General features: G+C 67.7%; 24 protein-coding genes. 14 read left to right on the forward strand and 10 right to left on the reverse strand.

Annotated features, from left to right (window positions below; all coding sequences use genetic code 11):
* Positions 1–313: 313 nt before the first annotated feature.
* From AC07OD_RS06435 to adk, 6 genes are all read left to right on the forward strand, one after another.
* Positions 314–958, forward strand: a complete 645-nt coding sequence (locus AC07OD_RS06435) for a MotA/TolQ/ExbB proton channel family protein (protein ID WP_218294891.1) — start codon at positions 314–316, stop codon at positions 956–958.
* A 172-nt stretch (positions 959–1,130) separates the two neighbouring features.
* Positions 1,131–1,565, forward strand: coding sequence for an ExbD/TolR family protein (locus tag AC07OD_RS06440; protein WP_218294890.1), 435 nt, complete (start codon positions 1,131–1,133; stop codon positions 1,563–1,565).
* A gap of 6 nt (positions 1,566–1,571) precedes the next feature.
* Complete coding sequence (gene lpxK / locus AC07OD_RS06445) at positions 1,572–2,624, forward strand: tetraacyldisaccharide 4'-kinase (RefSeq protein ID WP_494595727.1); 1,053 nt, start codon at positions 1,572–1,574, stop codon at positions 2,622–2,624.
* Positions 2,625–2,704: 80 nt separating this feature from the next.
* Positions 2,705–2,887 (forward strand): Trm112 family protein, encoded by a 183-nt coding sequence (locus tag AC07OD_RS06450; RefSeq protein ID WP_056062396.1) that lies wholly within the window; start codon positions 2,705–2,707, stop codon positions 2,885–2,887.
* Complete coding sequence (kdsB, locus tag AC07OD_RS06455) at positions 2,884–3,711, forward strand: 3-deoxy-manno-octulosonate cytidylyltransferase (RefSeq protein WP_494595729.1); 828 nt, start codon at positions 2,884–2,886, stop codon at positions 3,709–3,711. Before AC07OD_RS06450 ends, kdsB begins: the two co-directional genes overlap by 4 nt.
* Positions 3,712–3,948: 237 nt before the next feature.
* Positions 3,949–4,605: an adenylate kinase gene (gene adk / locus AC07OD_RS06460; RefSeq protein ID WP_218338501.1), complete on the forward strand. Its 657-nt coding sequence runs from the start codon at positions 3,949–3,951 to the stop codon at positions 4,603–4,605.
* A 151-nt stretch (positions 4,606–4,756) separates the two neighbouring features.
* Here the strand turns inward: adk and AC07OD_RS06465 are convergent, their stop codons facing one another.
* The 3 genes from AC07OD_RS06465 to AC07OD_RS06475 are packed head-to-tail and all read right to left on the reverse strand — an operon-like array spanning position 4,757 to position 6,642.
* Complete coding sequence (locus AC07OD_RS06465; protein WP_218294887.1) at positions 4,757–5,227, reverse strand: DUF6152 family protein; 471 nt, start codon at positions 5,225–5,227, stop codon at positions 4,757–4,759.
* 19 nt (positions 5,228–5,246) lie between these two features.
* Positions 5,247–5,666 (reverse strand): hypothetical protein, encoded by a 420-nt coding sequence (locus AC07OD_RS06470; protein ID WP_494595732.1) that lies wholly within the window; start codon positions 5,664–5,666, stop codon positions 5,247–5,249.
* Positions 5,667–5,685: 19 nt separating this feature from the next.
* Positions 5,686–6,642: an asparaginase gene (locus tag AC07OD_RS06475; RefSeq protein WP_494595734.1), complete on the reverse strand. Its 957-nt coding sequence runs from the start codon at positions 6,640–6,642 to the stop codon at positions 5,686–5,688.
* An 83-nt stretch (positions 6,643–6,725) separates the two neighbouring features.
* On the opposite strand from AC07OD_RS06475, the gene lexA reads away from it, so the two are divergent.
* The 3 genes from lexA to AC07OD_RS06490 all read left to right on the forward strand — a co-directional run bounded on the left by lexA (position 6,726) and on the right by AC07OD_RS06490 (position 9,325).
* Positions 6,726–7,400 (forward strand): transcriptional repressor LexA, encoded by a 675-nt coding sequence (gene lexA / locus AC07OD_RS06480; RefSeq protein ID WP_218294885.1) that lies wholly within the window; start codon positions 6,726–6,728, stop codon positions 7,398–7,400.
* 144 nt (positions 7,401–7,544) lie between these two features.
* Positions 7,545–8,054 (forward strand): hypothetical protein, encoded by a 510-nt coding sequence (locus tag AC07OD_RS06485; protein WP_494595736.1) that lies wholly within the window; start codon positions 7,545–7,547, stop codon positions 8,052–8,054.
* 263 nt (positions 8,055–8,317) lie between these two features.
* On the forward strand, positions 8,318–9,325 hold the full coding sequence (locus tag AC07OD_RS06490; protein WP_218294883.1) for a D-2-hydroxyacid dehydrogenase family protein: 1,008 nt from the start codon (positions 8,318–8,320) through the stop codon (positions 9,323–9,325).
* Between the two features lie 132 nt (positions 9,326–9,457).
* Here AC07OD_RS06490 and AC07OD_RS06495 read toward each other — a convergent pair whose 3' ends face one another.
* The 4 genes from AC07OD_RS06495 to AC07OD_RS06510 all read right to left on the reverse strand — a co-directional run bounded on the left by AC07OD_RS06495 (position 9,458) and on the right by AC07OD_RS06510 (position 13,259).
* Complete coding sequence (locus AC07OD_RS06495) at positions 9,458–10,585, reverse strand: branched-chain amino acid ABC transporter substrate-binding protein (protein WP_218294882.1); 1,128 nt, start codon at positions 10,583–10,585, stop codon at positions 9,458–9,460.
* Positions 10,586–10,715: 130 nt separating this feature from the next.
* Positions 10,716–11,288 (reverse strand): hypothetical protein, encoded by a 573-nt coding sequence (locus tag AC07OD_RS06500; protein WP_492253271.1) that lies wholly within the window; start codon positions 11,286–11,288, stop codon positions 10,716–10,718.
* Positions 11,288–11,722: a DNA polymerase III subunit chi gene (locus tag AC07OD_RS06505; protein WP_218294880.1), complete on the reverse strand. Its 435-nt coding sequence runs from the start codon at positions 11,720–11,722 to the stop codon at positions 11,288–11,290. Before AC07OD_RS06505 ends, AC07OD_RS06500 begins: the two co-directional genes overlap by 1 nt.
* Positions 11,723–11,729: 7 nt before the next feature.
* On the reverse strand, positions 11,730–13,259 hold the full coding sequence (locus AC07OD_RS06510) for a leucyl aminopeptidase (RefSeq protein ID WP_218338497.1): 1,530 nt from the start codon (positions 13,257–13,259) through the stop codon (positions 11,730–11,732).
* Between the two features lie 73 nt (positions 13,260–13,332).
* Between AC07OD_RS06510 and lptF the strand changes: the two genes are divergently transcribed.
* The 5 genes from lptF (at position 13,333) to AC07OD_RS06535 (ending at position 18,184) form a co-directional block, all read left to right on the forward strand.
* Positions 13,333–14,436, forward strand: coding sequence for an LPS export ABC transporter permease LptF (gene lptF, locus AC07OD_RS06515; RefSeq protein WP_218294878.1), 1,104 nt, complete (start codon positions 13,333–13,335; stop codon positions 14,434–14,436).
* Positions 14,433–15,539 carry an LPS export ABC transporter permease LptG gene (lptG, locus tag AC07OD_RS06520; protein WP_494595740.1) on the forward strand — a complete coding sequence of 369 codons (1,107 nt, stop codon included), beginning with the start codon at positions 14,433–14,435 and terminating at the stop codon, positions 15,537–15,539. The genes lptF and lptG overlap by 4 nt, the downstream gene beginning before the upstream one ends.
* A gap of 33 nt (positions 15,540–15,572) precedes the next feature.
* Complete coding sequence (locus AC07OD_RS06525; protein ID WP_369642537.1) at positions 15,573–15,956, forward strand: sirohydrochlorin chelatase; 384 nt, start codon at positions 15,573–15,575, stop codon at positions 15,954–15,956.
* Positions 15,957–15,999: 43 nt separating this feature from the next.
* Positions 16,000–16,941, forward strand: coding sequence for a CysB family HTH-type transcriptional regulator (locus AC07OD_RS06530; protein WP_218338495.1), 942 nt, complete (start codon positions 16,000–16,002; stop codon positions 16,939–16,941).
* 70 nt (positions 16,942–17,011) lie between these two features.
* The gene (locus tag AC07OD_RS06535; protein ID WP_494595743.1) at positions 17,012–18,184 is read left to right on the forward strand and encodes a pyridoxal phosphate-dependent aminotransferase; all 1,173 of its coding nucleotides are present in this window, start codon (positions 17,012–17,014) and stop codon (positions 18,182–18,184) included.
* 20 nt (positions 18,185–18,204) lie between these two features.
* Here AC07OD_RS06535 and AC07OD_RS06540 read toward each other — a convergent pair whose 3' ends face one another.
* The 3 genes from AC07OD_RS06540 to AC07OD_RS06550 all read right to left on the reverse strand — a co-directional run bounded on the left by AC07OD_RS06540 (position 18,205) and on the right by AC07OD_RS06550 (position 21,153).
* Positions 18,205–19,119, reverse strand: a complete 915-nt coding sequence (locus AC07OD_RS06540; RefSeq protein WP_492245281.1) for a DMT family transporter — start codon at positions 19,117–19,119, stop codon at positions 18,205–18,207.
* Between the two features lie 79 nt (positions 19,120–19,198).
* Positions 19,199–20,146, reverse strand: a complete 948-nt coding sequence (locus AC07OD_RS06545; RefSeq protein ID WP_494595745.1) for a LysR family transcriptional regulator — start codon at positions 20,144–20,146, stop codon at positions 19,199–19,201.
* A 32-nt stretch (positions 20,147–20,178) separates the two neighbouring features.
* Positions 20,179–21,153 carry a quinone oxidoreductase family protein gene (locus tag AC07OD_RS06550; protein ID WP_494595747.1) on the reverse strand — a complete coding sequence of 325 codons (975 nt, stop codon included), beginning with the start codon at positions 21,151–21,153 and terminating at the stop codon, positions 20,179–20,181.
* Between the last annotated feature and the right edge of the window lie 8 nt (positions 21,154–21,161).

A 21,161-nucleotide genomic window follows, 5' to 3' on the forward strand; every position in this document is an offset into this window, starting at 1 on the left:
TACTCCACAGAACCGCCCGAGCGACCCAGGACGGCAGCGCGCCCGGCAAAACTGGCCGCAAAACACGGTTGCACGTGCAAGTTATTGATTTATATGATTTTTTCACTGCGCAATTTTTCATCAATCTGTTGCAAGCACGGCGGGACGCCACTTTGCGCGGCGCGCGAACCGGGTTTCCCACAAAGTTATCCACAGTTTTTGTGGGTGACACCGCCGATGCGGTGGCCACCCGGCAAGGTAACTGTTTGTGACGCGGAGGCGGCAGGAAGCTGGGCCATAATCGCCGATTGCTTTCATCTGCGCGGAGAGAGATTTGCTGTCCATCATACAAGCCGCAGGCTGGCCGATCTGGCCCCTGATTGCGTGTTCCATCCTGGGAATGGCGCTGATTTTCGAACGGTTCGTGGCCCTCAAGACGGCCCGCGTCGCTCCTCCGAAATTGCTCGATGAAGCCATCACGGTGTCCTCCAAGGCCGTGCCCACCCCCGACGTGGTGAACCAGCTCGCGCAGAACTCCGCCCTGGGCGAGGTGCTCGCCAGCGGCCTGCGCACCCTCAACAGCAACCCCCAGTGCAGCGAGACCGACCTGCGCTCGGCCATGGAAGGCGCCGGCCGGGCCGTGGCCCACCGGCTGGAGAAGTACCTCGCGGCGCTGGCCACCATCGCATCGGCCGCGCCCCTGCTGGGCCTGCTGGGGACCGTGATCGGCATGATCGAGATCTTCGGCTCGCAGGCCGGCAGCGGCGGCGTGGGCCAGGCCATGGGCGGCGGCAACCCCGCGCAGCTGGCGCATGGCATCTCGGTGGCGCTGTACAACACGGCCTTCGGCCTGATCGTGGCGATCCCGGCGCTGATCTTCTGGCGCTACTTCCGCGCCCGCGTCGATGCCTATCTGCTCACGCTGGAGCTGGCTTCCGAGCAGTTCGTCCGCCACATCCTGCGCCTGAGGAAGAAGTGAACTCCCCCCTGAGGCGCGGCCGCGCCCTTCCCTGCTTCTCGCAGCGCCATGCACCGCGGGCAGGGGAACGCCGCCCGTGCGGTGGGGCGGCCCTTGCGCCACGCCCGCCCGCGTTGAGGCCGCCGGTTTCCAAACTTCGCGGGCAACGCGTACCGCCCATTGGATCGTCGACATGAATTTTCGCCCCCGCGCCAAGGAAGAGCCGGAGATCAACCTGATCCCGTTCATCGATGTGCTGCTGGTGATCCTCATCTTCCTGATGCTGACCACCACCTACAGCAAGTTCACGGAGCTGCAGCTCACCCTGCCGGTGGCCGACGCCGAGCAGCAGCGCGACCATCCCAAGGAAGTGATCGTCTCGGTAGCCGCCGACGGCCGCTATGCCGTCAACAAGAACGGCGTGGACGGCAAGAGCGTGGACGCCATCGCGCAGGCCCTGCGCGGCGCCGCCACCGCCGGGCGCGACAGTGTCGTGATCATCAGCGCCGACGCCATGTCCCCGCACCAGTCCGTGGTCTCGGTGATGGAGGCGGCGCGCCGCGTGGGCCTCACGCAGATCACGTTTGCCACGCAGTCGTCGGCCGCGGCGCGCAGCACCGGCCGCTGACACGGCATGGCTGGCCCCGGGCCGCAGCCGCCCCCGCCCCCCCGGTCCGCGGCGCACGGCGGCGCCCCTTCCCCGGCCTCCGGGCTGCAGAAGATCTGGCAGGCACGCGGCCCGGCCGCCTGGGCGCTGTGGCCCGTCTCCCTGCTGTACCAGGCGCTGGTGGCCCTGCGCCGGGGGCTTTACCGCGCTGGCGTGCTCAAGGCCGAACACCCGGGCCGTCCCGTCGTCGTGGTGGGCAATGTGATCGCCGGAGGCGCCGGAAAGACGCCCGTGGTCATCGCCGTGGTGAAACACCTGCAGACTCGCGGCCTGCGCCCCGGGGTGATCTCGCGCGGCTATGGCCGCAGCACCACCGATTGCCGGGCGGTGGCGCCCGACAGCCCCGCCCGCGAGGTGGGCGATGAGCCCGCGCTGATCGCGCGCAGCTGCGGGGTGCCGGTTTTCGTCGCGCCGCGCCGCATCGCCGCGGCCCGCGCCCTGCTGGCGGCGCACCCGCACACCGACGTGATCGTCTGCGACGACGGGCTGCAGCACCTGGCCCTGGCGCGCGATGTGGAGGTTTGCATCTTCAACGACCAGGGCGTCGGCAACGGCTTCCTGCTGCCTGCGGGCCCGCTGCGCGAGCCCTGGCCGCGGCCGGTGGACCTGGTGCTCCATGCGGGTGGCGTACCGCCCCGCGGAGACTTCGAGGCCTATGCGCTGCAACGGCGCCTGGCCCCCTGGGCCGTGCGCTCGGACGGCACCCGCGTGCCCTTGTCCAGCCTGCGGGGGCAGCCTTTGCACGCGGTGGCGGCCGTCGCACGCCCCGGGGACTTCTTTGCGATGCTGCAGGCCCAGGCGTTGCAACTGGCGCACGCGCAGGCCCTGCCGGATCACTATGATTTTGATAGCTGGAACCGCTCACCAGATAACCGTTACACGCTGATCTGCACTGAAAAAGATGCCGTCAAGCTGTGGCCCCGCCACCCGGACGCACTGGCCGTGCCCCTGCAACTGCACATGGATCCAGCCTTTTTCGCGGCCCTGGATGCGCGCCTGCCGGCACCGGGTGATCTTTAGCGCGCACCGGAGGTCCCGCGGGGCTGGCCGCCGCTATCATCGCTGCCTGCCCGAACGAACCTCCCGGAAGCACCGCCACCATGGATCCCAAACTGCTTGAACTGCTGGTCTGCCCTGTCACCAAAGGCCCGCTGACCTACGACCGCGAGGCGCAGGAACTTGTCTCCCGCAGCGCGCGGCTGGCCTACCCGGTGCGCGACGGCATCCCGGTGCTGCTCGAAAACGAAGCCCGCACGCTCACCGACGAGGAACTGGAGCAGTGAGCGCTGTGCCCGCCCCCGGCGCCGTGGCACCGGACTGCCGCTTCACGGTGCTGATCCCGGCCCGCATGGCATCGAGCCGGCTGCCCGACAAACCCCTGGCCGATATCGCCGGCCTGCCCATGGTGGTGCGGGTTGCCCGCCGCGCGGCCCAGAGCGCCGCCACCCGGGTCGTGGTGGCCGCCGACGACAACCGCATCCTGCAGGCCTGCGCGGCCCACGGCGTGGAGGCGATCCTGACCCGCGCCGACCATGCCAGCGGCAGCGACCGGCTGGCAGAGGCCTGCGTCCAGCTGGGGCTGGATGGCGCCGACATCGTCGTCAACGTGCAGGGGGATGAACCCCTGATGGACCCCGGCCTCATCCATGCCGTGGCGCAACTGCTGCCGGCCCGCCCCGAGGCCAGCATGGGCACGGCCGCTCACGCCATTGCGTCGCAAGCCGACTACGCCAACCCCAACGTGGTGAAGGTGGTGCTGGACGCGCGGGGCCTGGCGCACTACTTCAGCCGGGCGCCCATCCCCTTCGCCCGCGACCATGCCGCAACGCCCTGGTGGCAAGGCGCCGCCCAGGCGGCCACACCCGGCGTCGCCGCCCTGGCGGGGTTCGCGCCTTTGCGGCATGTGGGCATCTACAGCTATCGTGCCGGCTTCCTGCGGGAATTTCCGGCGCTGGCGCCAGCCCCCACCGAAGCCGTGGAAGCGCTGGAGCAGTTGCGCGCGCTGTGGCACGGCCACCGCATCGCGGTGCACCTGGCCAGCACCGCCCCGGGGCCTGGCGTGGACACCCCCGAGGATCTGGAGCGGGTCCGCAGCCTTTTCCGCTGACGGACGCCCCGGCAGCCCCGTGGCGCGGGGACCTGCCCGCGCCACCGTGCAGGGCACTATCCGCACCGCGACACCCTGGCCGCCGCGCGGTACGGCGTGTAAGTCAGCGCAAGGTGGTCGCATGCTATCCTCGCCCGCAACGAGAGCACCGCATCCCGGGCGCACAGAACGGCTTCAGGCGCCCTTCGAACGTCCCCGCCAGCGGCGCCAACCGATTTCTAACCTTCGAGGACTTCCATGAGACTGATTCTGTTGGGCGCGCCTGGCGCCGGAAAGGGCACGCAAGCCACGTTCATCTGCCAGAAATACGGCATCCCGCAAATCTCCACCGGCGACATGCTGCGGGCGGCGGTGAAGGCGGGCACGCCCTTGGGCCTGCAGGCCAAGGCCGTGATGGATTCGGGTGCCCTGGTCAGCGACGACATCATCATCGGTCTCGTGAAGGAACGCATCACGCAGGCGGACTGCGCCAACGGCTTCCTGTTCGACGGCTTTCCCCGCACCATTCCCCAGGCCGACGCCATGAAGGCGGCGGGCGTCAAGCTCGACTACGTGCTCGAAATCGATGTGCCTTTTGACGCCATCATCGAACGCATGAGCGGCCGCCGCTCGCACCCTGCCAGCGGCCGCACCTACCACGTCAAGTTCAACCCCCCCAAGGTGGAAGGCAAGGATGACCTGACGGGCGAGGAACTGATCCAGCGCGAAGACGACAAGGAAGAAACCGTCAAGAAGCGCCTGCAGGTCTACAGCGACCAGACGCGCCCCCTGGTGGACTACTACAGCAGCTGGGCCCAGGCCGAGCCCGACGCCGCCCCCAAGTACCGCGCCATCAGCGGCACGGGCAGCGTGGAAGAAATCACCGCGCGCGCGCTCCAGGCGCTGGCCAGCTGAGCGCGAGGGTCACGCCCCAGGACCAGCGACGCCATGGGGCACCAGGGCGTCGCTTTTCTTTTGGGAGGTGCCGGTGGCCCCGTCAGGCGCGCCGTGGCACCAGCGGGCCAGACCCTCATGGCCCCGGCCTTGCCACCCATCCTGGTTTTGTTCAGGCCGGACTGGAGCGCAGGCCGTAGGCCTTGCCGTCCACGAAAAGGTATTCCGCGCGCAGCACCGCATCGCCCTTCTCATCGCGCAGGGTGAAGCCCACCACCGACAGGTCCGTGCCGGGCTTGATCTCCTGCACCTGCCAGGCCTGCATGCGTGTCAGGGGCGCCAGCTCGATCTCCCAGCGGCGGTCCTTGCGGGTGGGCAGCACCGCCTTGGCCAGCAAGGCCTTGCCGTCCACGGGCGAGGCCTGGGCGGGCACCGCGCGCTGCGCCAGGTCCGCGGGAAGCCGTAGCTGCGCGGGAAGCTCCAGCTCCAGCTCGGCATGGGGGTTTTGCCAGCGCACCTTGCGCACCGTGCCTTCCAGATAGATGGGGCGCTCGGCATCAAAACTGCTCCAGCCATGGTGGGCGCGCGCCCAGAGCGGAACCATCGCAGTGGCCAGGAGCAGGCGGCGGCGTTGCAGACTCATCGGTTCTCTCCTTGTCAGGTCACAGATAGGCGATCCAGCGGCCACAGACCACCACGGCCAGCCAGATCAGCGTGGACGCCAGCATCTGCACCCGGGCCAGGGCGTCCAGGCGCGCCAGCGATCCACGCCCATGGAACCACGCGGCGTTGCAGCCCGCAAGCATTAACAGCAGCATCTTCAAGGTGAATGCGCGGCTGGCGAGCAGCTCGGAAGGCTGGGTGGCGAACATCAGCAGGCCCGATGCCGCCGCCAGGCCAAAGCCGCACAATGCCAGCGACAGGCTGAGCCGCGCAATGTCCTTGACGGGCAGCGCCGCCCCCCGGCCAAACACGCGCAACTCCAGCAGCACCAGGTTGCCCAGCAGCAGGGCAATGCCAACGATGTGCACCACTTCCAGCGCCGGGTAGGCCCAGGCGTGTGTCTTGAGGGCTGCAAACAACACCGGACAGCCTTCGCGCTCAGCGCATCAGGTCCAGCATCAGCGAGATCCGGGCCTTCAGGGGCGGCAGCCCGCCGGAATCAGGCAGCACGTCACCAGGCTTGGGCAGCACCCGCCCCTCGGTGCAGCGCGTGGACCGGACCACCCGCACGCCCACCTCCTGCGCGCGCAGCAATGCGGCTTCCAGAAGGTGGTGGATGGTGCCGTTGCCGGTGCATGCCACCACCAGCCCCTGGACGCCGTCACGCACCAGCGCATCCACCATGGCGCCCGTGGCGCCCGCGTGGCTCATGATCACCTCCACGCGGGGCCAGGCCGCTGCATTTGCTATATTTTGCAGAGCACCACACGCATGCTTGGCGGGCGGTATCGGCCAATCCTGCGCAAGGCGAATGGCGCCCTCCTCCACCCACCCCAAAGGCCCGGCCTCGCCCGAACTGAGCGCATGGACACGGTACGGATGCACCTTCTGGACCTGCTGTGCGCCGTGGACCTCGCCAGCGGCCACTGCGAGCACGCCGCGGGCACCCGCAGCCACCGCGACCGCCACGGCATCCAGGAGATTTTGCGGCCCGTCGGGCGTGAGCGCCGTGGCCGGGCGCATGGCACAGGTCAGCACCACGGGTTTCAGCCGGGTATCCAGCACCTGGTTCAGGAACCAGGCCGTCTCCTCCAGCGTATCGGTGCCGTGGGTGATGACCACCCCGCGCACGGAAGCATCCTGGAGGTGGTGGGCGCAGCGCAGCGCCAGGGCCTGCCACACCCCGCCATCCATGTCCTTGCTGTCGATCTGAGCCACCTGCTCCGCCACGAGCATGCCACCGGCCGCCTCCTGCAATCCGGGGACCGCTGCCAGCAGCTGCTCCACCCCGACCTGCGCGGCGGTGTACCCGATGTTGTCGCCCGCCTGTGCCGACGTGCCGGCAATGGTTCCTCCAGTGCCCAAAACCACAATTTTTTGCCCACTCACTTGCATACTCCGAAAAACTGGTGAAAAATACAGTTACTGGATTAAAAAACAGTTGTCCTTCACTGTAGCCGCCTCCACCGGAAACCACCATGCTCGACAACCCCAAACTCACGGCCCGCCAGCAACAGATCCTGGACCTCATCCAGACCGCCATTGCACGCACAGGGGCGCCTCCCACCCGCGCCGAAATCGCGGCTGAACTGGGCTTCAAGTCGGCCAATGCGGCAGAAGAGCATCTGCAGGCCCTCGCACGCAAGGGCGTGATCGAACTGGTGAGCGGCACATCGCGGGGCATCCGGTTGCGCAGCGACACGCTGCGCTCCATCAATGCAGCGCGCGGCAGCCAGTTCCACCTGCCCATTCCCGGGCTCTCCCAGCTGGTCTTGCCCCTGGTGGGGCGTGTGGCGGCGGGTTCGCCCATTCTCGCGCAGGAACACGTCGACCAGACCTACAGCGTGGAAAACAGCCTGTTCCAGCACAAGCCCGACTACCTGCTCAAGGTGCGTGGCATGTCCATGCGCGATGCCGGCATCATGGACGGCGACCTGCTGGCCGTGCAGTCCACCCGCGAGGCGCGCAACGGCCAGATCATCGTGGCCCGCCTGGGAGACGACGTGACGGTCAAGCGCCTGCGGCGCACCGCCACGGCCATCGAGTTGCTGCCTGAAAACCCGGACTACCCGGTCATCGTGGTACAGCCTGGCGAACCTTTCGAAATCGAAGGTCTCGCGGTAGGCCTCATTCGCAACACCATGCTGATGTAGCCGGCTCCGGCTGCTGGTCCATTCACTACCGCATTGCAGGTGGCGGGCGTTTGGTGTGCCGGGCAAACCGGCACGCCAGCCCTGCGGTGCGGGTTCAATTTGCAATCCTGCCTATGTCCAACCCCCGACCTTCGGAGTTTTCACATGGGAATTGCCTTGATCACCTTTTCCACCTTGCCCATGCCGCTGCGCTCGCTGACGCGCTGGTTTCACTCGACCGCCGCGCTCGCGGTGCCGTCTGCGGCAGGTTCGCCCCCACCCCGTTCCCACCATGATGACACGGACCGCAGCGACGGCCGGGGCACGGCCGGCTCCAGGAGCATCCACCGCCCGCAGGGTCTCCCTGGCCCACGTCCGCTGCGCGGCAACTGGCCCTTCACGGTCAACACGCCCCAGACGCCCCCCGCCGAAGGCCCCGGGCGGCAGGCCGGCACCCGCAGAGCACCGCCCGCGATGCCGGTACCGCCCGCAGGAAGCCGCAGCGCCTGCGCCGCGCCGCGGCCCACCGATGGATCGGGCCGCCGGACCGCCAAGGTCTTGCGCAGGATCTCAGCCCCCGGCACGGGCCGGCTGGTGATCGCCGGCAGGATGGCCGACGTGTGCGCGGAACTGGACCGCATGGTGGCCTGCGAGGGAGCCCTGCAGGCCTCTTGAGACCAAGATACTTCCTTCATCACGGGCCAACGGCGCCAACGGCACGGTCCTCGTTGGCGTGTGGCGTTCCTTCTCGAAAGAGATGGATCTGCGGGCGTGAGAAAAACGGCCGGGGAGCGATGGCACGGCCCCGCCCCGTCCTGCCATGGTCAGCAGCGTTTTGCGGGATGCGCCAACACTCCGTCACCAAAAGCCCCGTACTTTGATGCCCCAGGACGGCGGCCCGGTGAATGCCGGTGGCGCCACCAAGGCACAATATCGGGATGAACATTGTGATTCTCGACGACTACCAGGACGCAGTCCGCAAGCTGCACTGCGCATCCCGGCTCGACGCGTACACCGCCAAGGTCTACACCAACACCGTCAAAGGACTTGGGCAGCTTTCTGTCCGCCTGAAGGATGCCGACATCATCGTTCTGGTGCGGGAGCGCACACAGATCACGCGCCAACTGGTGGAAAAGCTTCCCCGCCTCAAACTGATCGCGCAAACCGGCAAGATCGGCAGTCACATCGACGTGACGGCGTGCACGGAGCGGGGCATTGCCGTGGCCGAGGGCATAGGGTCCCCGGTGGCCCCGGCCGAACTGACCTGGGCCCTCGTGATGGCAGCCATGCGCAGGCTGCCGCAGTACATCGCCAACCTCAAGCACGGCGCCTGGCAGCAGTCCGGGCTGAAGACCGCATCCATGCCCGCCAACTTCGGCCTTGGCAACGTGCTGCGCGGCAAAACGCTGGGCATTTGGGGATATGGCCGCATCGGACAGCTCGTGGCTGGCTACGGACGCGCTTTCGGCATGAACGTGCGTATCTGGGGCCGCGAGGCGTCCCGCGCCCAGGCCTTGACGGACGGCTACCAGGCCGCGACCACGCGCGAGGAGTTCTTCTCGCAGTGTGACGTGATCTCGCTGCACCTGCGCCTCAACGATGAAACGCGCGGCATCGTCTCGCTGGAAGACCTGTCTTGCATGAAGCCCACCTCCCTTCTCGTCAACACGTCGCGGGCCGAATTGATCGAGCCCGACGCGCTGATCGCAGCGTTGAACCGGGGCCGTCCCGGCATGGCGGCGGTCGATGTGTTCGAGAGCGAACCCATCCTTCAGGGCCACGCCTTGCTGCGGCTGGAGAATTGCATCTGCACGCCCCACATTGGCTATGTCGAGCAGGACAGCTATGAGCTGTACTTTGGCGCGGCATTCGACAACGTGGTGAATTTCATCAAGGGCACGCCCACCAATATCGTGAATCCAGGCTCGCTTCAGGTAAGGCGCTAGCCAGCAGGCCAACAACCGGGCCGCTTGCGCCATCGGCGGGGCGGGCGCCCAATAAAAAAGGCTTCCCGAGGGAAGCCTTTTTTGAGCCCTGCAGGGCACAGGGGCCCTGCAGCGCGGTACCGCGCTGACTAATTACAGCGGGGTCTTCTTGCCGTCCTTGTAGACGTACAGGGTGATGGCGGGGTTCTTCATTTCGCCGTTGGGTTCGAAGGCGATGGTGGAGGTCACGCCCTTGAAGCTGGCCTTGGCCAGTTCGTTCACGTACACCTTGGGGTCCACGGAGTTGGCACGCTTCATGGCGTCCACCAGCAGGAACGTGGCGTCATAGGTGTAGGGGCTGTACACCTGGAACTGGTTGGGGTACTTGGCGTCGTACTTGGCCTTCCAGGCCGTGCCGCCAGGCATCTTGGCCAGCGAAGAACCGCCTTCGGCGCAGATCACGTTGCCCAGGGTCTTGGCACCGGCGGCCAGCTTGGCGATTTCCGACGTGCAGACGCCATCACCACCAAAGTACTTCACGTTGCCCATGCCCAGCTGTTCCATCTGGCGCAGCATGGGGCCGGCTTGTGGGTCCATGCCGCCGTAGAACACGGCATCAGGGTTCTTGGACTTGATGGCGGTCAGGATGGCCATGAAGTCGGTGGCCTTGTCGGTCGTGAACTGCTCGTCCACCACCTTCATGCCCTTGGCCGTGGCCGTCTTCTTGAACACGTCTGCCACGCCTTGGCCGTAAGCGGTACGGTCGTCGATGATGGCAACGGTCTTGAGCTTGAGCGTGTCGACCGCGTAGAAAGCCAGGCCAGCGCCCAGGGCGTTGTCGTTGGCGATGATGCGGAAGGTGGTCTTGTAGCCTGGCTTGGTCAGGTTGGGGTTGGTCGCAGCGCCCGTCACCATCGGAATGCCGCAGTCGTTGTAGACCTTGGATGCGGGGATGGTGGTACCGGAGTTGAGGTGACCGACAACGCCTGCGACCTTGGAGTCGCACAGCTTCTGTGCAGCGGCCGTGCCCTGCTTTGGATCGGCTGCATCGTCTTCGGCCTGCAGCTCGAACTTGATCTTCTTGCCGCCGATGGTGACGCCTTGAGCGTTCAGCTCTTCAATGGCCATGCGGGCGCCATTTTCGTTGTCCTTGCCGTAGTGGGCTTGGGCACCGGAAACCGGAGCCACGTGGCCGATCTTGACCACCTGCTCTTGTGCAGAGGCCACACCAGCAGCAGCCGCGATAGCAGCAACCACGGTCAGTTTCAACTTCAATTGCATATCAATCTCCAGTAAAGATAAACGCTGAGAATATTCTTGTGTCTCAACGCAGGCGAACATATCGCAATTTACGGGCCAGATCATTAGGGAACACGATTAAAAGCGAGAGAAACCACAGGGGAATACCCTGTCATCCCTTTGGCACCGAGGGCGTCCCGCTGGCCAGCTCATCCGCCACCGCCTCGTACACAGCGTGCCGGACCACCGATTCAATCTCTTCGCGCAGCCGTGGCAGCACCGATCGTGTCTGCTCCTGCACCACCGTGGCGATCGCTTCGCGCAAACGTTGATCCAGCACAACGTCCACGCGCTGCATGACCCTGTGCACCATATATTCCTCCATGCCCTCCGGCAATGGTCGGGTCAGCGCAACCGGACTCACGGCCCCCACGGACACGGGCGGCGCCACGGTGCCCGCTGCCGGAGCATTGCGGGCCGGCGCGGGAACGATGCCCGGCGGGGCGGCGGGCCTTGGCGGGACCACGGCGGGCCGATGGGCACCGGACACGAAGGAACCCGGCGGCTGCGCCGCCTGGTGCACGGCGTTCGCCACCGGCCGCGCCTCGGGCAGCATGGAGGGATGCATGACCGTGGTGCGCGATGGTGCAGCGGCCGCGGCCTGCGATGGGGCGGAATCCGGCGCCCGCACCACTTCGGTGAGGGTGGGGACAAAGCGCGGAGGCGTCTTGGGGGGCAGCGCCATCAGCCGGCTTTCAGCACCAGGTCGTGGCGGGTGATCTCATACCCGCGTGAGGCATAGTGGCGCCAGCGCGACCTCGCCTCGCCGCGATCGGCCTCATCCTGCGCGCTCACCACCTCGACCAGGCGATCAAACCGGCCAAACCCTTCCGGCACTTCGGCGTGCAGGTTCAACAGCACCTCGTGGTGCGCGGCGGAACGCGCGTCGGCCGTCAGCAGCACGGGCGATGCATGGACCAGTTCTTCGTCGGCACCGCCCAGGCAATGGGCCACAAAATCCTGCGGCGCCAGCACCCAGAGCATGCGGTCCAGCACCGCCAGCGTCTCGGCCGGTGCTGCAATCACCAGCCGTGCACCGCTGCGCTGCACCTTGCGCGCAAAGCGGCATGCATAGGCCAGCTTGTCCGGCGCATTGAAGTGAAACGCGACCTCGGTCATGGCGAGATCAGCCGAGCTTGGCGCGCGGCGCCTTCACCGTCGCCGGCCTGGGGGAGGCCGCACGCGCCGCCGAAGATGCCTTGGAGGCGGGCTTGGTGTTGGCCGCCTGCCTCAGAAGGTAATGCACCAGCAGCCCGACCGGCCGCCCCGTGGCCCCCTTGGCGGCCCCACCCTTCCAGGCCGTCCCCGCGATATCCAGATGGGCCCAGGGCAGGTCACCCACATATTTCTGCAGGAACTTGGCCGCGGTGATGGAACCGCCCGCGCGGCCCGCCACGTTCCCCATGTCCGCGAAATTGCTTTTGAGGCCATCCGCGTAATCGTCGTCCAGCGGCATGCGCCAGCAGGGGTCCTGCGCGGACTCCCCGGCCTCCTGCAGCGCGGCTGCGAGGGGATCGTTGTTGGCAAACAGCCCGCTGCGCACGCCACCCAGCGCAATCACGCACGCGCCGGTCAACGTGGCGATGTCCACCACGGCGGCGGGCTTGAAGCGGGACGCATAGGTGAGCGCATCACAGAGCACCAGCCGGCCTTCGGCGTCGGTGTTGAGGATCTCGATGGTCTGGCCGCTCATGCTCGTGACCACGTCGCCGGGCTTGACAGCACGGCCGTCGGGCATGTTCTCGCAGGCGGGGATCAGCCCCACCACGTTGATGGCGGGTTGCAGCTCGCCCAGCGCGCGGAACGTTCCCAGCACGCTGGCGGCGCCGCACATGTCGAACTTCATCTCGTCCATCTCCGGCGCGGGCTTGATCGAGATGCCCCCCGTGTCGAACGTGATGCCCTTGCCCACCAGCACGACAGGCGCCTGGTCCTTGGCCGCGCCGCTGTAGCGCAGCTCGATGAACCGCAAAGGCTCCTCGGACCCCCTCGCCACGGCGAGGAAGGCGCCCATTCCCAGGCGGGCCACCTCGGCCGGGCCATGGACCTTGCACTGAATGCGGGGCAGCTTGGCCAGTGTCTTGGCCGCATCGGCGAGCAGGCTGGGCGTGGCGTGGTTGGCGGGGCGGTTGCCCCATTCCCGCGCGAACTCGACCCCGGCGACCAGTGCCACGCCGGCATCGAAATCCTCGCGCACCTCGGGGACGCTGTGCACGCCCACCACGCAGCGGTTCAGGCTGCGCGCCTCCACCTTTGTCTTGGTGGTCGTATAGACGTAGCTCGCTTCGGCCACGGCCTGCACGGCGGCACTGACGGCCGCTGGCTGCGCAGCACCCGCAAAACAGAGCGCCACCCGCTTGGTCTGCGGCGCCTTGATGGCCGATCCCACCGCCTGCAGGGCCTGGCGCGTGGCGCGGGCCGCGCCGTCGCCCTGCCCGACCAGCACCACCCGGCGGGCCGCAACGGCAGGCACCTGGTACAGCTGCAGGTGCTTGCCTGCCTTGGTGGACAGATCTCCGTTCTTGAGCGCCAGCGCCGCCAGGGCAGACAGCGCATCCTTGCCGGGCTTGAAGCCCTCGGGAAGCAGGACGACCAGCAGGTCGCATTTTTCCGAAGCTGCCGCAGCAAGGTCAAGGGTCTTGAGATCAAAGTTCATAATCGGTGTTTTCCTTTTGAGCGTGCTATGCACTTTGACATGCACGCAAAAGTGCATAGCGCGCTCCTAGCCAATGTTATTCGATTCATCCATCCGCAAGGAGCTGGCGCGCAGCTTCGGTGCGACCCTCGTGGTGCTGGTGACCGTGGTCATGACCATGATGCTCATCCGCACCCTGGGCCAGGCATCGCGGGGCAGCGTGAGCCCTTCCGATGTCATGCTGGTCATGGGGTTCACGGTGCTGGGCCAGTTGCCCACCATCCTGAGCCTGAGCCTCTTCATCGCCGTGGTCGGGACGCTGTCGCGCATGTACCGAGACAGTGAAATGGTCATCTGGTTCGCCAGCGGCCGCGGGCTGGTCAGCCTGCTGCGGCCCTTGCTGCGTTTTGCCTGGCCGGTGATGGTCATCATCGCCGTGCTGTCGCTGCTGGTCTGGCCCTGGGCCAATTCCCAGATCCAGGAACTCAAGACGCGCTATGAACAGCGCAGCGACATCGACCGCATCGCACCCGGCGAGTTCCAGGAATCCTCCAATGGCAGCCGGGTGTTCTTCATCGACAAGGACAGCCCGGACACCCAGGCCGGCAACAACATCTTCATCGCCGCCACCGACGGTGCCCGCGAATCCGTCACCTCTGCGCGCAGCGCCCGGCTGGAGACACGGGGCGGCGAGCGCATGGCCGTGCTGAGCGAGGGCCAGCGGCTGGAGACCTCACGCGACAAACCCGGCGTGAAAATCAGCGAGTTCGTCGAATACGGCACCCGCATTGGCTCCGCGCCCGCGGGCTCGGCCGAAGAGCTCTCCGTCAAGACCCGCGCCACGCACGAGCTGCTCATGCAGCCCCTGCCCGCCTACAGGGCCGAGCTGGGCTGGCGCCTGGGGCTGGCGCTGGCGGCGCTCAACTTCGTGGTGCTGGGGCTGGCCGTGGCCAGCGTCAACCCGCGCGCCGCGCGCAGCACCAGCCTGGTGTTCGCGCTCTTTGCCTTCATCGTGTACTACAACCTCATGACGCTGGGGCAAAGCTGGGTGGGCGCAGGCCGGCTCGGCCTGGTGAGCTTCATGGTGCTGCTGCACGGCGGCATGCTGCTCATGTCGCTGCTGGTACTGGCCGCGCGCCACAACCACTGGACGCTGCGGCGGCTTTGGCAGCCCACGCCGCCAGGGAGCCCCGCATGAAAACCATCCGCCGCCTGATCCACCGCGAAGCCCTGTTCGCGGTCGCTTTCGTCACCGCCGGGTTTCTGGCGCTGTTCTTCTTCTTTGACCTGGTGGACGAACTGCGCTGGGTGGGCCGCACCGGCGCCGAGGGTTACCAGCTCTCGCACGCGTTCCTGTTCGTGGTGCTGAGCATTCCCAGCCACCTGTACGAGCTGCTGCCCATCACGGTGCTCATCGGCACCATCTTCGTGATGGCGCGGCTCGCCCAAAGCTCCGAGTTCACCATCATGCGCACGAGCGGCATGGGCCCCTGGCGTGCCTTGCGCACGCTGGTGGCGCTGGGCGGCTTCTTCGTGCTTCTGACCTTCGCCGTGGGCGACTACATCGCGCCGCTGACCGACCGCGCCGCCCAGCTGGTCAAGGTGCGGTACCTCGGGCGCCTGACCACGGGCGCCACCGGCGCCTGGCTCAAGGAGCGCCAGGACGACCACTCCTATGCGGTGAACGTCCGCGCGCTCACGACCAACGGCGGCATGCTGGACGTGCGCATCTTCGAGTTCGATGCCAAGGGCCGGCTGGCATCGCAGACACGAGCGGCGGCGGGCCAGTTTGGGCCGGACGGCGCGTGGAATCTGGAGAAGGTGCAGCGCAGCCGCTTCGAGCAGCGCGGCGGCGACGAAGCGCGCGTGGAGCACTTCGATGCCCCCACCCTGCAATGGCCCACCCGCATCAGCGCCGACATGGTGGCCGCCTCGCTGCTCAAACCCGACCGCATGGCCACCATCGACCTGTTCCAGTACATCCGCCACCTCGACGCCAACGGCCAGTCCGCCCAGCGCTACGAGATCGAGTTCTGGCGCAAGGTGTTCTATCCCCTCAGCTGCCTGGTGATGGTGGTGCTGGCCCTGCCTTTTGCCTACCTGCACTTCCGCTCGGGCGGCATCGCGGGCTATGTGTTTGGCGGCGTCATGGCCGGCATCAGCTTCTTCCTGCTGAACAACGTGTTTGGCTATGCGGGCAACCTGCAGAACTGGTCGCCGTGGCTCACGGCGGCCGCGCCCGGGCTGATCTACTCCGTGCTTTCGCTCGCGGCCTTTGGATGGCTGGTGCTCCGGCGCTAGCCCCGGCTGTCACCCTGCCCCGATCTGCAACCCATGAACCACCGCGCCATCGTCCTGTTCTCCCACGGCTCGCGCGACCCCCTGTGGCGCGCCCCCATGGAAGCCGTGGCCGCCCGCATCGGCGGGCAGCACCCGGACCGCCCTGTGGCCTGCGCGTACCTGGAGCTGTGCACCCCCACGCTGGCACAGGCCACGGACCAGCTCGTCGCGCAGGGAGCGGCCCATGTCACTGTCGTGCCCATGTTCCTTGGCACGGGCAAGCATGCGCGGAACGACCTGCCGCTGCTGGTGGAGGAGTTGCGAGCGGCCCATCCCGCCGTGCGGTTCCATGTGCAGCCCGCCATTGGCGAAGACCCGCGCATGACGGCTTTGATGGCAGAAATTGCCTGTGAGGTGCCTTCCGCTGAAATCCCTTAGATAGCTGCAGCATAATGATGCAACTCTTTAGGCGATATCAGATATGAATCTGCACCAATTCCGCTTCGTTCAAGAGGCTGCGCGCCGCAATCTCAACCTGACCGAAGCGGCCAAGGCCCTGCACACCTCCCAGCCGGGCGTGTCCAAGGCCATCATCGAGCTCGAAGAAGAACTGGGAGTGGACATCTTCGCGCGCCATGGCAAGCGCCTCAAGCGCATCACCGAACCCGGCCAGCACGTGCTCAAGAGCATCGAGGTCATCATGCGGGAGGTGGGCAACCTCAAGCGCATCGGCGAGCAGTTCAGCGCCCAGGACAGCGGCACCCTCAGCATCGCCACCACCCACACCCAGGCCCGCTACGTGCTGCCCGTGCCCGTGGCGCGCCTGCGCGAGGCCTATCCCAAGGTCAACATCAGCCTGCACCAGGCCACACCGCACGAAGTGGCGCGCATGGTGATCGATGAAGTGGCCGAGATCGGCATGGCCACCGAATCCCTGGCCGACTACCCCGAACTCGTCACCCTGCCCTGCTATGAATGGCAGCACGTGCTGGTGGTGCCCAACGACCACCCGCTGGCGCAGAAGGAGCGCATCGGGCTGGACGACCTGGCCCACGAGGCGCTGATCACCTACCACCCCTCCTTCACCGGCCGCGGCAAGATCGACCATGCCTTTGCCGCACGCAAGCTTCAGCCCCGCATCGTGCTCGAGGCCATCGATTCCGACGTGATCAAGACCTACGTGCGCCTGGGCCTGGGCATCGGCATCGTGGCCGAAATGGCCATGCGCGACGACCCCGTGGGTGACCTTGCCGTGCGTCCCGTGGGGCACCTGTTCGGCCAGAGCGTGGCGCGGGTGGCCTTCAAGCGGGGTGCGTACCTGCGCAACTTCGTCTACAAGTTCGCCGAACTGCTCAGCGACCGTCTGAGCCGCGAGCTCATCGCCCGCGCGATGACCGGCCACGTCAACGACTACGAACTCTGACACCGGCACCCACCCGATTGCCCATTGCACCACCCCATTGCTTCCCAGCCTGACCTTCCGCCACAGCGCCATGACTGAGACCACCGACACCGCCCGCACACCCGCCTTCCCCAGCAAGCTGCCCCAGGTGGGTACCACCATCTTCACCGTGATGTCGGCCCTGGCGGCCGAGCACGGCGCGGTCAACCTGGGCCAGGGGTTTCCCGACTTCGAATGCGCCCCGGAGCTGGTGAATGCCGTGACGCGGGCCATGCAGGCCGGCCACAACCAGTACCCGCCCATGCCCGGCATCCCGGCCCTGCGCGAGGCGGTCGCCAGCAAGATCGCAGCGCTGCACGGCCGCCGGTACAGCCCGGGCACCGAGATCACCATCACGGCCGGCGCCACGCAGGCCATCATCACCGCCATCCTGGCCATCGTGCACCCGGGCGATGAAGTCATCGTGCTCGACCCCTGCTACGACAGCTACGTGCCCAACATCGAACTGGCGGGCGGCAAGGCGGTGCGCGTGCCGCTCACGCCGGGCACCTTCCGCCCCGACTTCGGCAAGATCGGTGCGGCCATCACGCCGCGCACGCGCGCCATCCTCATCAACAGCCCGCACAACCCCAGCGCCACCATCTGGACGGCCCAGGAGATGCGCCAGCTGGAAGACCTGCTCGCGCCCACCGACATCCTGCTCATCAGCGACGAGGTGTACGAGCACATGGTGTTCGACGGCGCCGAGCATGAAAGCGCTGCACGCTTTCCCGGCCTGGCGGCACGCGCCTTCATCGTGTCGAGCTTTGGCAAGACCTTTCACGTCACCGGCTGGAAGGTCGGCACCGTGGCCGCCCCCGCAGCGCTGACGGCCGAGTTCCGCAAGGTGCACCAGTTCAACGTGTTCACCGTGAACACGCCCATGCAGCACGGCCTGGCCGCCTACCTGCAGGACCCGGCGCCCTACCTGCAGCTGCCCGCGTTCTATCAGGCCAAGCGCGACCTGTTCCGCCAGGGCCTGGAGGGCTCGCGCCTGAAGCTGCTGCCCAGCACCGGCAGCTACTTCCAGTGCGTGGACATCTCGGCCGTGAGCGACCTGAACGAATCGGACTTCTGCCAGTGGCTCACCCGCGAGGTGGGCGTGGCGGCGATTCCGCTGTCGGCGTTCTACGGAGACGGGTTTGACCAGCGCGTGGTGCGTTTCTGTTTTGCCAAGAAGGACGACACGCTGCGCGCCGCGCTGGAGCGGCTGCGCAAGCTCTGACCAGGCCACGGCCCCCGGCCCTACCGGGTCTGCCGGGCCAGCCAGACACCCAGAACCGCCAGCGCCATGCCCGCCAGCGCCCAGCCGCCGAGCGTCTCGCCAAACACGGCCCAGGCGATCAGCGCGGTGGTGGGCGGGGTCAGGTAGAACAGGCTGGCCACGTTCACCGCGCCACCACGGCGGATCAGCAGGTTCAGCAAACTGACGGCGCCCAGGGACAGCACCAGCACCAGCCAGCCCAGCGCGAACAGGAACTCGCCGCTCCACTGCACGGCCATGGTTTCCGTCGCGTACGCCAGCACGGCCATGGCCACCACGCACGGCAGGTACTGGATGACCGAGCCGGTGCGCAGGTCGAACGCGGGGCAAAAGCGCTTTTGGTACAGCGTGCCGGCCGTGATGCCCAGCAGCGCCACCACGGCCGGCAGCAGCATGCCCACCAGCGCGCCGCCCGGCACGGTGGCCACCTTGCCGGCCACCACCAGCGCCACGCCGGTAAACCCCAGCGCCAGGCCCGCCCACTGCGCGGGCCGCACCTTCTCGCCCAGCAGGGCGCCCGCCACCAGCGCGGTCAAGAGCGGCTGCAGCCCCACCACCAGCGCCGTGATGCCCGACGGCAGCCCGTGGCCGATGGCGATGAACACCCCGCCCAGGTACACCCCGTGCACCAGCAGGCCTGACACGCCGATGTGCAGCCAGGCCCTGCCCGATGGCGGCCACGGAGCACGCACCAGCGTCACCACCGCCAGCATCAGCACGGCGACGATCGCGAAACGAATGGCCAAAAAGGTGAGCGGCTCCACATACGGCAGCCCCAGCTTGGCGCCGATGAAGCCGGTGCTCCACAGCGCGACGAAGAGCAGGGGAATGAGCGCGTCGAGCGTGCCCGGCGTGGCGGTGGGGTGCTGCTGGGGCTGGGGCGTTGCCTGGGTCATGGAATGTCAATAGAGGAAAAAGCGCGGACCGGCATCGCAGCCGAAACAAGACGAAGTTGACAACACAAGGACGCCAAGCTCACGGGGGCACATCCACGGTGGCCTGGTCACGACCGTTGTCCGCCCGCGCGGCAAACCAGTCCACCACCCAGGCGCGAAAGGCCGCCATCGCCGCCGTGCTGAAGCGTGCCGAGGGCCGCACCAGATAGATCCCCGCGTCGGTGTTGAGCTGCCACTGCGGCAGCACCTGCACCAGCTGGCCCGATGCGATGCCGGGGTCGATCAGCCAGTCGCCGCCCGCCAGGATGCCCACGCCCAGGATGGCGGCCGCGAGCAGTGCCTCATTGTCGTTGCTGACCAGCGATCCGCGCACCACCACGCTGTGGCTCGCCCCCGCCTGCGTGAGCTGCCATTCAGGGTAGGACTGCAGGCCGGTGAAGCCCAGGCAGTTGTGCTGCGCCAGGTCCGCGGGCACCTGCGGGGTGCCGTTCTTCGCCAAGTAGCCCGGCGCCGCCGCCATGATGCGGCGGTGGCTGCACAGCCGCGTGGCCACCAGCCGGCTGTCGGCCAGCTGGCCGATGCGGATCGCGGCGTCGAAGCGCTCGCCCACGATGTCCACCAGCCGGTCGGCGTACTCCAGCTCCAGCGTGACCTGCGGATGGGCCAGCGCAAATTCGGCCACCATCGGGCTGAGCAGGCGCCGCCCCATGGCGGCGGGCACCGACACGCGCAGCCGCCCGCGCACCTGCGCCGCGCCATCGGCCGCTTCCTTCTGGGCCTGTGCGATCAAGTCCGTCGCCTCGCGCACCTTCTCGACCAGGCGCTGGCCTTCGTGCGTCAGGTGCAGCTGGCGCGTGGTGCGCTCGACCAGCCTCACGCCCAGGCGGCGCTCCAGCGCGTTCAGGCGCTTGGACAGCACCGAGGGGTGGCGCTGCAGCGCGCGGCCCGCCGCCGCGAACGAACCCGCGTCGCTCAGGGCAATAAGGGTGGCCAGTTCATCGGCGTGCTGGCTGTCGAGCAGGTCCATCGGGTATCAAAAGCGCCATGGGAGCGCAGAGGCTACGGAGCCAGGATGATCGCACCTTGCGAGCGCCCCTGCTCCAGGTCGGCATGCGCGGTGCCCGCATCGGCCAGCGCGTAGCGGCGCCAGATGCGCGGCGTGATGACGCCGTCCGCCACGGCCCGCAGCACGTCCTGGGCGCGCTCCTGGTACTCCGCCGCCGTGGCCGTGTGCGCGGCCAGCGAGGGGCGCGTGAGGAACAGCGAGCCCTTGGCATTGAGCGTGCCCACCGCGATGGGCGCCGGCACGCCCGAGGTGGCACCGAAGGACACCAGCAGGCCGCGCGGGCGCAGACTGTCGAGCGAGGCCTCCAGCGTGGCCCGCCCGATGGGGTCGTACACCACGTCGGCCCCGCTGCCATGCGTGGCCTCGCGCACCTGGCCCGCCAGCGTGGCGGGGTCGAACACGAACACCGCGTCGCAGCCCGCCGCCCGGGCGCGCTCCACGCTCCCGGGCCGGGAGACCACGCCCATCACAAAGGCGCCCAGGTGACGGGCCCAGGCGCACATCAGCTGGCCCAGCGCGCCGCCCGCGCCATAGATGAGCACCTTCGAGCCCGGGGCCACGGAATATGTCGTCTTGAGCAGGTACTGCGCCGTGATGCCCTTGAAGAGCACCGCCGCCGCCTCGTCCAACCCCAGCGCATCGGGCAGCCTGACCAGCCGCTCGGCCGGGAACAGGCGCGCGCTGGCATAGGCCCCCAGCGGCCCGGTGGCGTAGCCCACGCGATCTCCCACCGCCACATTCAGCACCCCCGGCCCCACGGCCGCCACCTGCCCCGCGCCTTCCAGCCCCAGGCCCGACGGGAACGGGATGGGCACCGCGCCCTTGCGCTGGCTCACGTCCAGCGGGTTCACGCCGATGGCCGCCTGCGCGAGCCACACCTGGCCTGGGCCGGGCGCCTGGGGCTCCACCCCTTCCAGCCGCAGGACATCGGGCCCTCCGGCTGCATCGATCCGCACGCGGTGGTGCATGGGTTTTT

The sequence above is a fragment of the Acidovorax sp. GW821-FHT10E03 genome (assembly GCF_059415205.1).

What these genes read in the sequence shown, in the direction of transcription:
- AC07OD_RS06440 (WP_218294890.1), top strand. Translation starts at nt 1,131, where the DNA reads ATGAATTTTCGCCCCCGCGCCAAGGAAGAGCCGGAGATCAACCTGATC.
- lpxK (WP_494595727.1), top strand. Translation starts at nt 1,572, where the DNA reads ATGGCTGGCCCCGGGCCGCAGCCGCCCCCGCCCCCCCGGTCCGCGGCG.
- AC07OD_RS06450 (WP_056062396.1), top strand. Translation starts at nt 2,705, where the DNA reads ATGGATCCCAAACTGCTTGAACTGCTGGTCTGCCCTGTCACCAAAGGC.
- adk (WP_218338501.1), top strand. Translation starts at nt 3,949, where the DNA reads ATGAGACTGATTCTGTTGGGCGCGCCTGGCGCCGGAAAGGGCACGCAA.
- AC07OD_RS06465 (WP_218294887.1), bottom strand. Translation starts at nt 5,227, where the DNA reads ATGAGTCTGCAACGCCGCCGCCTGCTCCTGGCCACTGCGATGGTTCCG.
- AC07OD_RS06475 (WP_494595734.1), bottom strand. Translation starts at nt 6,642, where the DNA reads ATGCAAGTGAGTGGGCAAAAAATTGTGGTTTTGGGCACTGGAGGAACC.
- lexA (WP_218294885.1), top strand. Translation starts at nt 6,726, where the DNA reads ATGCTCGACAACCCCAAACTCACGGCCCGCCAGCAACAGATCCTGGAC.
- AC07OD_RS06485 (WP_494595736.1), top strand. Translation starts at nt 7,545, where the DNA reads ATGGGAATTGCCTTGATCACCTTTTCCACCTTGCCCATGCCGCTGCGC.
- AC07OD_RS06490 (WP_218294883.1), top strand. Translation starts at nt 8,318, where the DNA reads ATGAACATTGTGATTCTCGACGACTACCAGGACGCAGTCCGCAAGCTG.
- AC07OD_RS06495 (WP_218294882.1), bottom strand. Translation starts at nt 10,585, where the DNA reads ATGCAATTGAAGTTGAAACTGACCGTGGTTGCTGCTATCGCGGCTGCT.
- AC07OD_RS06500 (WP_492253271.1), bottom strand. Translation starts at nt 11,288, where the DNA reads ATGGCGCTGCCCCCCAAGACGCCTCCGCGCTTTGTCCCCACCCTCACC.
- AC07OD_RS06505 (WP_218294880.1), bottom strand. Translation starts at nt 11,722, where the DNA reads ATGACCGAGGTCGCGTTTCACTTCAATGCGCCGGACAAGCTGGCCTAT.
- AC07OD_RS06510 (WP_218338497.1), bottom strand. Translation starts at nt 13,259, where the DNA reads ATGAACTTTGATCTCAAGACCCTTGACCTTGCTGCGGCAGCTTCGGAA.
- lptF (WP_218294878.1), top strand. Translation starts at nt 13,333, where the DNA reads ATGTTATTCGATTCATCCATCCGCAAGGAGCTGGCGCGCAGCTTCGGT.
- lptG (WP_494595740.1), top strand. Translation starts at nt 14,433, where the DNA reads ATGAAAACCATCCGCCGCCTGATCCACCGCGAAGCCCTGTTCGCGGTC.
- AC07OD_RS06525 (WP_369642537.1), top strand. Translation starts at nt 15,573, where the DNA reads ATGAACCACCGCGCCATCGTCCTGTTCTCCCACGGCTCGCGCGACCCC.
- AC07OD_RS06530 (WP_218338495.1), top strand. Translation starts at nt 16,000, where the DNA reads ATGAATCTGCACCAATTCCGCTTCGTTCAAGAGGCTGCGCGCCGCAAT.
- AC07OD_RS06535 (WP_494595743.1), top strand. Translation starts at nt 17,012, where the DNA reads ATGACTGAGACCACCGACACCGCCCGCACACCCGCCTTCCCCAGCAAG.
- AC07OD_RS06540 (WP_492245281.1), bottom strand. Translation starts at nt 19,119, where the DNA reads ATGACCCAGGCAACGCCCCAGCCCCAGCAGCACCCCACCGCCACGCCG.
- AC07OD_RS06545 (WP_494595745.1), bottom strand. Translation starts at nt 20,146, where the DNA reads ATGGACCTGCTCGACAGCCAGCACGCCGATGAACTGGCCACCCTTATT.
- AC07OD_RS06550 (WP_494595747.1), bottom strand. Translation starts at nt 21,153, where the DNA reads ATGCACCACCGCGTGCGGATCGATGCAGCCGGAGGGCCCGATGTCCTG.